Annotated in this window: 12 protein-coding genes and 1 pseudogene; 6 read left to right on the top strand and 7 right to left on the bottom strand. The window is 42.4% G+C overall.

What is annotated here, in order from left to right; all coding sequences use genetic code 11:
* Nucleotides 1–7 precede the first annotated feature (7 nt).
* From FTT84_RS03680 to FTT84_RS03705, 6 genes are read left to right on the top strand one after another with little or no spacing between them, the layout of a single operon-like run.
* Entirely contained in the window at nucleotides 8–1189 is a 1182-nt protein-coding gene (locus FTT84_RS03680; RefSeq protein WP_373684988.1) for a beta-ketoacyl-[acyl-carrier-protein] synthase family protein, read from the top strand.
* Nucleotides 1186–1617: a 3-hydroxylacyl-ACP dehydratase gene (locus FTT84_RS03685; RefSeq protein WP_180056399.1), complete on the top strand. Its 432-nt coding sequence runs from the start codon at nucleotides 1186–1188 to the stop codon at nucleotides 1615–1617. Before FTT84_RS03680 ends, FTT84_RS03685 begins: the two co-directional genes overlap by 4 nt.
* 2 nt (nucleotides 1618–1619) lie before the next feature.
* Nucleotides 1620–2345, top strand: a complete 726-nt coding sequence (locus FTT84_RS03690) for a 3-ketoacyl-ACP reductase FabG2 (protein ID WP_086178483.1) — start codon at nucleotides 1620–1622, stop codon at nucleotides 2343–2345.
* The gene (locus FTT84_RS03695; RefSeq protein ID WP_180056397.1) at nucleotides 2345–3577 is read left to right on the top strand and encodes a beta-ketoacyl-ACP synthase; all 1233 of its coding nucleotides are present in this window, start codon (nucleotides 2345–2347) and stop codon (nucleotides 3575–3577) included. The genes FTT84_RS03690 and FTT84_RS03695 overlap by 1 nt, the downstream gene beginning before the upstream one ends.
* Before the next feature lie 15 nt (nucleotides 3578–3592).
* A complete protein-coding gene (locus FTT84_RS03700) occupies nucleotides 3593–3997 on the top strand; it encodes a hypothetical protein (protein WP_180056395.1) in 405 nt (134 codons plus the stop codon).
* A 17-nt stretch (nucleotides 3998–4014) separates the two neighbouring features.
* Complete coding sequence (locus tag FTT84_RS03705) at nucleotides 4015–4449, top strand: excinuclease (protein WP_180056393.1); 435 nt, start codon at nucleotides 4015–4017, stop codon at nucleotides 4447–4449.
* Between the two features lie 185 nt (nucleotides 4450–4634).
* On the opposite strand, the gene secF is transcribed toward FTT84_RS03705, so the two are convergent.
* The 7 genes and pseudogenes from secF to FTT84_RS03740 all read right to left on the bottom strand — a co-directional run.
* The gene (gene secF / locus FTT84_RS03710) at nucleotides 4635–5603 is read right to left on the bottom strand and encodes a protein translocase subunit SecF (protein WP_180056391.1); all 969 of its coding nucleotides are present in this window, start codon (nucleotides 5601–5603) and stop codon (nucleotides 4635–4637) included.
* Nucleotides 5604–5610: 7 nt separating this feature from the next.
* Nucleotides 5611–7509 (bottom strand): protein translocase subunit SecD, encoded by a 1899-nt coding sequence (gene secD, locus FTT84_RS03715; protein ID WP_180080019.1) that lies wholly within the window; start codon nucleotides 7507–7509, stop codon nucleotides 5611–5613.
* A gap of 54 nt (nucleotides 7510–7563) precedes the next feature.
* On the bottom strand, nucleotides 7564–7893 hold the full coding sequence (yajC, locus tag FTT84_RS03720; RefSeq protein ID WP_067767823.1) for a preprotein translocase subunit YajC: 330 nt from the start codon (nucleotides 7891–7893) through the stop codon (nucleotides 7564–7566).
* A 105-nt stretch (nucleotides 7894–7998) separates the two neighbouring features.
* Nucleotides 7999–9129, bottom strand: a complete 1131-nt coding sequence (gene tgt, locus FTT84_RS03725; RefSeq protein WP_067767820.1) for a tRNA guanosine(34) transglycosylase Tgt — start codon at nucleotides 9127–9129, stop codon at nucleotides 7999–8001.
* Nucleotides 9130–9257: 128 nt separating this feature from the next.
* Entirely contained in the window at nucleotides 9258–10103 is an 846-nt protein-coding gene (locus tag FTT84_RS03730) for a DUF4303 domain-containing protein (RefSeq protein ID WP_180080018.1), read from the bottom strand.
* 80 nt (nucleotides 10104–10183) lie between these two features.
* Entirely contained in the window at nucleotides 10184–10750 is a 567-nt protein-coding gene (locus FTT84_RS03735) for a LemA family protein (protein ID WP_067767814.1), read from the bottom strand.
* A gap of 158 nt (nucleotides 10751–10908) precedes the next feature.
* Nucleotides 10909–11008: pseudogene (locus FTT84_RS03740) on the bottom strand (IS1 family transposase); the annotation flags it as partial.

Consider the following 11008-nt stretch of genomic DNA (forward strand, 5'->3'; position numbering starts at 1 on the left):
CAATATCATGCGCCATTCTGCTGTGGGGATACAGTTCAGCGCGGCTTTGTCTGCTTTGGGGGAAAATGCCAGTGAATTGAAAAATGCACTGTGCACAGCAGACAATACATTAACGCAGCGTCAAGATTTAATCGCAGAGCGCACGGTTTGGGTGGGGGCTTCTGCTGCATCCTTAGTGCAAAACATACCTGAATATTTACAGTCTGCAGATTCGCGTAATTTACGATTTGCTTTAACGGCTTTGCGGCAAATAGAGGCAGATATTCGCACCTATACCGCGCAATTTGCAAAGCAGCGCCTTGCGGTTATTGTCGGGACATCTACGTCAGGTATTGTTGATAATGAGCCAGTATTAAAGGCACATTTCCAGCAGTGTTCTGCGGAGCCGATTAGCCATCAGAAACAGGAAATGGGCTGCATAGCCAAATCATTGCAGCAGTATTTGGGCTGGAATGGCCCTGCATATACCATTTCTACGGCATGCTCTTCGGCAGCCAAAGCTATGGCAGCAGGGCAGCGCCTGCTGAATGCAGATCTGGCAGATGCTGTATTGGTGGGAGGTGTAGATACATTGTGCAAGTTAACTTTAAATGGCTTTGATAGCCTAGAAAGCCTGTCCAGCAGTATTTGTCAGCCTTGCGGTGCACAGCGTGACGGTATCAATATTGGTGAAGCAGCGGCATTATTTTTATTGTCTAAAGACTTGGCTCCAGTGATGTTGCTGTCTAGCGGTGAATCGATGGATGCATGGCATATTTCTGCGCCGCATCCAGAAGGGCAAGGTGCGGCAGAAGCGATGCAAAAAGCCTTGAATAGTGCAGGCCTGAAAGCCAGTGAAATTAGTTATTTAAATTTGCACGGCACATCCACTCCGCAAAATGACGCCATGGAAATTAAAGCGGTGCAGACCGTTTTTAACGATTATCCAGTTGCACTGAGCAGCACCAAACACAAAACGGGTCACTGCTTAGGTGCAGCAGGTGCAATTGAAGCCTTTATCTGTCAGCAGGTTTTGCTGGATCAGTCGTGGCTGCCTTTGCATCATACGGCTGAACTAGACCCTGCTTTGGCCCAGCAGAATTATGTTTTGGATAACCATGCAGTGCAGCCGATGCATTATGTAATGAGCAACTCCTTTGCCTTTGGCGGCAGCAATATCAGTTTAATTTTAGGAACCGTTTTGCCATGATGGATGCCGTACAGTTTATTCCGCATGAACAACCAATGGTTTTTGTTGATCATTTGATTGAAGCCAATGACAGCTATGCCATTGCAGAATTGCAGATTCGACCTGAGTTGATGTTTTGCGAAGCAGAAGGTTTGCCGACATGGAGCGGCATTGAATTAATGGCGCAAACCATCAGTGCCTATGCGGGGCATAAAGGGCAAACGAAAGGCTTGCCGCCTAAAGTCGGCTTTTTATTGGGTACGCGTAAAATGCAGTTGCCATGTCCATATTTCGCTTTGGGCAGCACCGTGCGTATTCGAGTTGAGCAGAGCTATCTGCACGAAGGCCTAGGCCAGTTTAATTGTGAAATTGAATATAAAGAACATCGCTTTAGCGCCATGCTGAGTGTATTTGAACCAGAAAATATGAATGACGCGATTGGGAAATGAACGTGAGCAGAAGAATTTTAGTAACAGGATCCAGCCGCGGTATAGGTAAGGCAATTGCTTTGGAATTGGCAAAAGCAGGTTTTGATATCACAGTGCATGCGCGTTCTCGTCAGCAGGAAGCGGAGCAGGTGGCGCAAGAAATTCAGGCCATGGGACAAAGCAGTCATGTTTTGATGTTTGATGTAAACGACCGTGAAAATATAGCCTCAATTTTAGAACAGGATATGGCCGAGCATGGTGCGTTTTATGGTGCAGTGCTCAATGCGGGCTTAACCCGTGACGGCGCTTTCCCAGCCTTGACTGATGACGATTGGGATGAGGTGGTATCGACCTCACTGAATGGTTTTTACAATGTGCTTAAGCCATTAATGATGCCGATGATTCGCTTAAAACAAGGCGGCCGTATTGTCACTTTATCTTCAGTTTCTGGCGTGATGGGCAACCGTGGGCAAGTCAATTACAGCGCTGCCAAAGCAGGCTTAATTGGTGCAACCAAAGCGCTGGCGCTGGAATTAGCAAAACGGAAAATTACCGTAAACTGCGTAGCGCCCGGTTTAATTGAAACCGAAATGGTTACAGATGAAGTTAAAGAACATGCGCTAAAAATGATCCCAATGCAACGTATGGGGCAAGTGGATGAAGTGGCAAAAACGGTTAAGTTTTTATGCAGTGATGACGCCAGCTATATTACCCGCCAAGTGATTTCGGTAAATGGAGGACTGATTTGATGAAACGTGTAGTCGTTACAGGTATGTCAGGCATCACTTCATTGGGTGAGACCGCAGATCAAATTTTTGAACAATTTACAGCAGGCAAAAGCGGTATCCGTTACATGCAAGATTGGGAAAAACACTCCGATTTGCGTAGCAAGCTGGGTGGTCCTGTAGAAAAGTTTACCGTACCCAAGCACTTTAACCGCAAGGTGACTCGCGGCATGGGCCGTGTGGCATTAATGTCTGTGGTCTGCGCAGAAAAAGCGTTGGAAGATGCAGGCCTACTCAATCATGAAATTCTGCAAAGCGGTGAAGCGGGTGTGGCTTTTGGTTCATCTGCCGGCAGTGTCGATGCGATTCGAGAGTTTGGTGCCATGCTGCTAGATAACAATATGGGTCAATTAAATGCAACGACTTATATTCGTATGATGTCACATACCAGTGCAGTTAATATGACCGTGTATTTTGGTTTGAAAGGGCTGACTTTACCGACATCTAGTGCTTGTACTTCTGGCTCAATGGGAATTGGTCAGGCATACGAAGCGATTAAATACGGGAAGCAAACCGTCATGATTGCGGGTGGTGCAGAAGAACTCAGTGCAGCAGGTTCTGCTGTGTTTGATGTGCTGCTGGCAACCAGTAGTAAAAACGAAAGTCCCGAAAAAACACCGCGTCCTTTTGATGCTGGACGCGATGGCTTGGTCGTGGGCGAGGGCGCAGGCTGTCTGATTTTAGAAGAATATGAACATGCCAAAGCACGCGGCGCGAACATTTATGCAGAAATTATTGGTTATGGAACCAATACCGATGGTCAGCATGTAACACGTCCAGATTCTGAGATGATGGGACGCTGTATGCAACTGGCACTGAAAGATGCACAGCTTACTGCCGCGGATATTGATTATGTCAATGCACATGGCACTTCGACCGATCAGGGTGATATTGCTGAATCACAAGCAACTGCGCGTATATTGGGTAAAAAGCCAATCAGTTCATTAAAAAGCTATTTTGGTCATACTTTAGGTGCATGTGGTGCAATTGAAGCATGGCTCAGTATTGAAATGATGCAACGTAATCAATTCGTGCCAACTTTAAATTTAGATACCATTGACCCTGCGTGTGCGGAATTAGATTATATCTGTGGCAATATTCGCCCGATGTCGGCAAAAATTATTATGACGAATAATTTTGCCTTTGGTGGCATTAATACATCATTAATTTTAAAAAATAATATAGACCATAACTGAAACAGAGGGTAAAAAATGGGGTTTAAACAAACACTATTGATCTTATCAGCAGTGAGTATGCTGGGATTAACAGCTTGTAGTACTGTAAAAATTTCCGATTATCCGCAGCGGCAATTGATGACAGCAAAACATGCGACTGCCGCTGATATTGAGAACAATATTCGACTGGGTGTTGGGCAAAATGCGCGCACTGGTTGGGTGGTTGAACAGGCAGATCAGACAAAGGTAGTTGCGGGTTTAACCCGTCGTAGCCATTATTTGCAAGTGACCTATCTCATCTCAGGCAATCAAGTCAGTTCACAAATTACAGGTAGTCGTAATTTAGATCAACGTGGTAACAAAATTCATAAAAATGCGATGGCATGGAAGGCACGTTTAGATAATTCGGTATTTACACAACTTTCAAAAACGTTAAATTAAATTAGAGAGCAATTACTATGAATATTAAACAATTTGGCTTCACAGCTATTCTGGGGCTAGCTGTATTTACATCAGCACAAGCAGCTGACCAAATGCATGATTTTAATTTTAAACAAGCTGTAGATCGTGCCGTTGCAGATGGCACGCTAGATGGTTCTGTTAAATTTTATTTGGCGGGAACAAAATCTGGTGGAAATGTGATTAAAAAAGGTCTTGTGACCAATAAGAAAACTAATGGTTTTGCTAAATCTGCAGAAACTTCATGTGATCATGTATTACGTTCTGCATTGATTCAATTCCAAAATACCGCAAAAGCTAATGGTGCAAATGCTGTCACTAACTTAGTGAGCTTCTATAAGTCAAATGAAACCCGTAGCACGACGACATACAAATGTGCCAAAGGTACAGCGATTGCAGGTGTTGCATTAAAAGGTGATCTTGTTAAATTTTAACTGAATAAGAGTTGAGTCAGCAGGTTAATAAATAAGAAGTTTATTTGCTGCGTATACTCTCAACGCTTTAGCCTTCAACTTATTGGGCTTTTATGATTTGTCGTTAGAATCCGAATGCACATTTGAGTCAATAAAGAACCCATCCGAAGATGGGTTTTTATTTGGAAAAGAGAAAGGGAAATTCCTTATGGAATCTCTTGCTCATCTTCAAATTCAGGTTTCACTTGCACAATAAAGTCTTGGCGGTTCAAGCCACGCCATAAAGCAAATGCAGTACCAATGTAAATAGATGAATAGGTACCCACAAATACACCGACGAACATGGCAACAGAGAACCATTTTAGACCGTCGCCACCTAAAACCATCATCGCCACGACAACAAGTAATAAAGTCATCGAAGTATGAATGGTACGGCGCAGCGTTTCGGTCAATGCACTGTTTACAACTTCCAGTGGTTCAGCCCCACGAATCTTACGGAAGTTTTCACGGATACGGTCCGAGACCACGATGTTATCGTTGAGTGAGAAACCAATAATTGCCAATAATGCAGCCAATACGGTGAGGTCAAATGGCCATTGCATCATGGCAAAAATACCAATGGTCACGATAATGTCGTGGAATAACGACAGTACTGCACCCATCGCAAGTTTAAACTCAAAGCGAATGGTGACATAGACCAGCATCAGAATCAGTGCAAGGCCGACTGCACCCGCAGAGCGAACATACAGTTCATTCCCCACTTGGCCACCAACCACATCCATTTTACTCACTTCGGCTTTATTGCCCGGTAATTGGGCAGCAGAAGTGATCGCCTTGGTTAAGTCTTCAGCTTCAACATCTTTTTGTACCGGCATACGAACCATTAGGTCACGGTCAGACCCTAAGGTTTGTACCACAGGATCTTTAAAGCCAGCTTGGGTCAGTGCCGAAGTGACATCAGATGATTTCACTGGTTGGCTGTAGTTTAATTCCGCCGCAATACCACCAGTAAAGTCCAAACCGAGGTTTAAGCCTTTGGTGCTAATAAAAAAGATACTGGCAATGGTTAGAAGGATTGAAATGATTGCTGCCGGCTTGGCAATTTTCATGAACGGAATAATCCGTTCATTGTCCGGGCGGCCGTATTGTTTCGGTTGAGTATTTTCAGTCATCATCGATCTCCTAAATGCTCAACTTCTTCAGGTTACGCTTTTTACCGTAAATCAGCTGTACGATTGCACGTGTTACTGTAATTGCAGTGAACATTGAACAAACGATACCAATCATGAGGGTAACAGCGAAGCCTTTAATCGGGCCTGTACCAATTGCAAACAGAATGAATGCAACGAGGAAGGTGGTTAAGTTGGAGTCAAAAATGGTGTTATATGCACGATCATAACCCGCAACAATGGCCTGTTTTGGTGAGGCCCCCCATTTCATTTCTTCTCGTATTCGCTCGCAAATCAGTACGTTGGCATCGACCGCCATACCAATGGTAATCACGATACCTGCAATACCCGGAAGGGTAAGAGAAGCACCAATCCAAGACATAATCGTTAGGATCATGGCAAGGTTAACCACAAGTGCAAAGTTGGCAATTAAACCGAATAGACGGAAGAATACCACCATCCAAATTGCAACCAAGATGAAACCAATTTGGACTGAAAGAACACCTTTATCAATGTTCTCTTGACCCAAACTTGGACCAATCACACGTTCTTCAACGAAGTACATTGGCGCAGCAAGTGCACCAGCACGTAACATCAGGGCAAGTTCAGCTGCTTCTTGTGGTGAATCTAGACCAGTAATACGGAACTGTGAACCAAGTACCGCTTGAATCGTTGCCGCATTAATGACGACAGATTCTGTATACGGTGTACGGACTTCAGTTTGTGTGCCTGTCACAGGGTCTGGAACATAGCTAATTTTTTGTTTGTTCTCAATGAACAATACCGCCATGCGTTTACCAACAGCATTACGTGTCGCTTCAGACATCAACTTGCCGCCAGCAGTATCCAAAGTAATATTTACTTCAGCACCACCGGTATCTTGGCTAAAGCCAGAAGATGCGTTTTGTACACGTTCACCGGTTAGAATACGGTTGCGGTTCAGCAATAATTGACGACCACTATCGAGAGACTCATAAGCAAAGGCTTCAGTCCCCGGTGGTAATGAACCGGTAGCTTGGCCTGTATATGGGTCAATGTATTGATCGTTTAAGTCGGAAACGAGACGGAATTCAAGGTTTGCTGTACGACCAAGAACACGTTTTGCTTCAGCCGTATCTTGTACACCCGGAAGTTCAACCACAATACGGTTGCTACCTTGGGTTTGTACCAATGCTTCAGCCACACCTAACTCATTAATACGGTTACGTAAAGTGGTTAAGTTTTGGTTGACGGCATAAGACTGAATTTCTTGTCGACGTGCGTCAGTATAGTTTAAACGTAGTGTCGAACCATCAGTGGTTGCAACGGCTTGCTGCGTAAACTCGTTACCATTACGACGTAGGAAATCCATAGCAGCAGAACGATCATCATTATTTGCAAACTGCATGGTAATGGTGTTGTTATTTAACGTTAAGCTGTTGAATTTAATTTTGTTATCACGTAATTGACGGCGTAAGTCCGCTGCAGAGGTTTCCATACGTTGTGAAATGGCTTTATCCATATCCACTTCGAGTAGGAAATGTACCCCACCACGTAAATCCAGACCCAATTTCATTGGTTTTGCACCAATTTTTTGTAGCCATTCTGGAGTTGTAGGGGCAAGGTTCAATGCAACGACGTAATTATCACCTAGACCACGACGTAATGCTTCCTTGGCTTTTAACTGTATTTCGCTAGAATCGACACGCAATAAAGCGGCATTGTTGGTGAAGCTATTGTCATGACTGGCAATATTTTCAGATTTTAAAATTTGCTCTGCTTTTTGTACGATGCTTTGATCAATCTGGGTACCGGCTTTGGCACCTGAAATTTGAACAGCAGGTTCATCAGGATACAAACTTGGCAGGGCATATAATGTACTGATCACAAGAACAACTAGGATCAGCAGATATTTCCATGCTGGGTAACGCATTCGTTTTCTTCTTAAAATGAAAAAAGTCGTGCGAGTGCACGACTTATTTTTTGATTAAAGGTTATTGAGCGTGCCTTCAGGAAGAACTGAAATCACACTTGCGCGTTGTACTTTTACTTCTACGCCACGGTTCAGTTCAACGACTGCAAAATCACCTTCAATTTTTGTGATTTTACCCATTAAACCGCCCGCAAAAACAACTTCACTGCCAACGCCAAGGCTGTCAACAAGTGCGCGATGTTCTTTTGCACGTTTTGATTGAGGACGCCAAATCAAAAAGTAGAAAATCGCCACGAATACAGCAATCATCAACAGGTTTGCCATCATGCTTGGTTGCTGTGCAGCTTCACCTGCTGCGTGAGCAGTAGAAATAAAAAGGCTCATTTTATTTTCCTAAACTAAAAAACTGGTTATCAAATTATTGATAAGTAAATTGGACTTGTTCAGCAATTTACCTTGTCTTTTTCTTCAGCGCAAATACTGAAAGAATTAATCTTGTGGACAAGGTGGTACTTTCATACCGCGACGGTGATAAAAGTCTTCAACAAAGTCATCAAATGTACCGTTGTCGAGTGCATCACGCATCGCTTCGGTCAAACGTAGGTAGTAACGTAAGTTATGAATCGTACCGAGCATTGAACCTAGCATCTCGCCACATTTTTCAAGATGGAACAGATACGATTTTGTAAAATTGGTACAGGTATAACAGTCGCAATGTGGGTCTAACGGACTTTGATCGTGACGATATTTCGCATTACGAATACGTACCAAACCATCGGTCACAAAATAATGACCATTACGTGCATTTCGAGTTGGCATCACACAGTCAAACATATCGACACCGCGGCGCACCGCTTCAACGATATCTTCAGGTTTACCCACGCCCATTAAGTAACGTGGTTTATCTTCAGGCATTTTGGCAGGAAGATAATCTAAAACTTTGATCATTTCTTCTTTTGGTTCACCGACAGACAAGCCGCCAATGGCATAACCATCAAAATCAATTTCTTTTAAACCGTTTAAAGATTCATCACGTAAATCTTCATACATGCCGCCTTGGATAATACCAAACAGCGCATTACGGTTTTTGAGCACATCATGGTGCTGTGTTTTACAACGCTTCGCCCAACGTAAAGAAAGCTGTAAAGATTTTTGTGCTTCTTCGTGTGTTGCAGGGTATGGTGTGCATTCATCGAAAATCATCACGATGTCAGAGTTCAGTGTGTGCTGAATATCCATCGAAATTTCAGGAGATAAAAAGACTTTAGAACCGTCAATTGGAGAACGGAAAGTCACGCCATCTTCTTTAATTTTACGCATCGCACCAAGGCTGAAAACTTGGAAGCCACCTGAGTCAGTCAGAATAGGGTTATTCCATTTCATGAATTGGTGTAAGCCACCGTGTTCACGAATGACATCGAGGCCTGGGCGTAGGTAAAGATGGAAAGTATTACCCAAAATCACTTGGGATTTAATTTCTTTGATGTCGCGCGGGAGCATACCTTTGACAGTACCGTAAGTACCGACAGGCATGAACATTGGTGTCTCAACAACACCATGTTCTAAAGTCAGACGGCCGCGGCGAGCACGCCCCGACTGTGCTAATTTTTCAAACTTCATACAAGATCCAGATCAAGGCGAAAAAACAGTTCGCTGATGGTAAGAGTGCTAAAAGTGCACTATTTTCCTTGATTCTGCTGTTAAACGCTAGCATTGTCGGGTGTTATGTCTGTAAATTTATTGGATGTTTAATTCAATAGGGCATCGGTTGAAACTTCGGCATTGTGATAGAACTGATTAATCCTTTGTAAAATTTCATCCTTTTCCATTGCAAATGTTCCATCGGGGGCTGACGTCATCGCAACAATGCTTTCGATTAGTTTTTGAATGTAAGGATTGGTTGCATGGTAGTTTCGGTCTAGCGTCAGCAAATAAGCGTCATTTGCAACTTGCAAATAGTGGTAGGGCTGAATTTCGATAATTTGTGCTAAATCGATCAGCATATCTTTATCGCTTTGCGTCAGCTTCATACGTTTGGGCAAACTCTTGATATTGGATTGTTGTTTTGAATCTAAAAAGTTTTGCAGCAATGGGGATGTTGTATTCAGATAGTGTGCAGAAGAAATTTCGATTTCAGGCTGTGTCGGTAGGCTGATAAAAAATAAAATACGCTCTACTTCGATGGCAAAATTCTTTTTTAATGTGATTATAGCTTGCTGAAATGCACTCAACAGCATCGCTAGATTGTTTTGCTGTGTGATTGAATGTGCGTGTTGTAAGGCTGAATCAATCATGTATGGCGTCTTCAAATGGTCAGACAATATGGATTTGGTCTGATTCGAGCTATTTTCAAGCATAGGTGTTGCGCGATACCGCCACTTTGAAGTATTCCAACGGTCATTTTCCGTAAGATACTGAGCGCTATCTTCATCTTCAGCAAAAATACTGCGCTGTGTAGAAATGGCTAAATTATCAATCAATAAGAATTTATTCAAAACTAGTGCGCAAGCATAGATTTGATCCGTCTGATACAGTTGGTACAGATTCATAAATGCTGCGACGAACGCATCTTTGTATATCGTTTGGTTTTGCATATTTTATTTTCATTCTTTGTATATGGAGGTGCTAACTACCTCATCATTATTTTTTTAATATTTTTTATTACTGCCCAAACTTAAAAGTTTGGACGGTAATCAAAGCTTTGACTTGCAGCTTGGTCGCGGAAAGGGCGAATCGCTTTTTTACTTAATAACAAGGTGTTAATAATATTATTCGGAAAAATCTGAATATGGTTATTGAACAACTCTACATTGCGGTTAAAGATGGTAATTGCGGCACCGACATTTTCATTTTGCTCTTCAATTTCATTCATCATTTTTAGATAAATTTCATTGGCTTTAAGCTCAGGATAATTTTCAACCACAACATTTAAGCTGCGCATAAGCTCTTTGTTTAAAGCCTCAATATGCTGTAGCTGTGAGACATCGGTAGAATTGATGTTCAAATTCATGATGTTCTGACGTAGCTCTGTGACTTTTGCCAAAGTACCTTGTTCGAAACTGGAATACTGTTCAACAAGCGGTTGTAATCCATCCAAAATTTTAATTTTTTGCCGTTCATAACTGGCAACATCAGACCATGCGCGAATAGTTGCATTGTGATGGCGGACAATATTATTGCGAATGATGATTGCCCCAATTATCAGCGCAACAATTAGCAATAAAAAAATCAAAAGCCCCATAAAATTTTATCCTCAAGATAAAAGGTCATTAATATCGTTGATCATTTTTAAAGTTCTAAAACATGATCACTTTAAAAATTGTATCAGGTCGCTTTTTAAGTTTTCTAATGCAACCAATTTAAAAGTTCTTAGGTGGTGTTTCAAAAAGTATGCTGACATTAAATGAAACCATTATTGATGTAAAAAAAGGTTAAGTCGAAGGCTTTAAAATGGTTTTCAATCTTTTTGGAGAAATTACAACTCTTTCTAAAACCGCGC

The sequence above is a fragment of the Acinetobacter sp. YH01019 genome, from assembly GCF_013420285.1.
Classification (GTDB): Bacteria; Pseudomonadota; Gammaproteobacteria; order Pseudomonadales; family Moraxellaceae; genus Acinetobacter; species Acinetobacter gandensis.

What these genes read in the sequence shown, in the direction of transcription:
- FTT84_RS03680 (WP_373684988.1), top strand. Translation starts at nt 8, where the DNA reads ATGCGCCATTCTGCTGTGGGGATACAGTTCAGCGCGGCTTTGTCTGCT.
- FTT84_RS03685 (WP_180056399.1), top strand. Translation starts at nt 1,186, where the DNA reads ATGATGGATGCCGTACAGTTTATTCCGCATGAACAACCAATGGTTTTT.
- FTT84_RS03695 (WP_180056397.1), top strand. Translation starts at nt 2,345, where the DNA reads ATGAAACGTGTAGTCGTTACAGGTATGTCAGGCATCACTTCATTGGGT.
- FTT84_RS03700 (WP_180056395.1), top strand. Translation starts at nt 3,593, where the DNA reads ATGGGGTTTAAACAAACACTATTGATCTTATCAGCAGTGAGTATGCTG.
- FTT84_RS03705 (WP_180056393.1), top strand. Translation starts at nt 4,015, where the DNA reads ATGAATATTAAACAATTTGGCTTCACAGCTATTCTGGGGCTAGCTGTA.
- secF (WP_180056391.1), bottom strand. Translation starts at nt 5,603, where the DNA reads ATGATGACTGAAAATACTCAACCGAAACAATACGGCCGCCCGGACAAT.
- secD (WP_180080019.1), bottom strand. Translation starts at nt 7,509, where the DNA reads ATGCGTTACCCAGCATGGAAATATCTGCTGATCCTAGTTGTTCTTGTG.
- yajC (WP_067767823.1), bottom strand. Translation starts at nt 7,893, where the DNA reads ATGAGCCTTTTTATTTCTACTGCTCACGCAGCAGGTGAAGCTGCACAG.
- tgt (WP_067767820.1), bottom strand. Translation starts at nt 9,129, where the DNA reads ATGAAGTTTGAAAAATTAGCACAGTCGGGGCGTGCTCGCCGCGGCCGT.
- FTT84_RS03730 (WP_180080018.1), bottom strand. Translation starts at nt 10,103, where the DNA reads ATGCAAAACCAAACGATATACAAAGATGCGTTCGTCGCAGCATTTATG.
- FTT84_RS03735 (WP_067767814.1), bottom strand. Translation starts at nt 10,750, where the DNA reads ATGGGGCTTTTGATTTTTTTATTGCTAATTGTTGCGCTGATAATTGGG.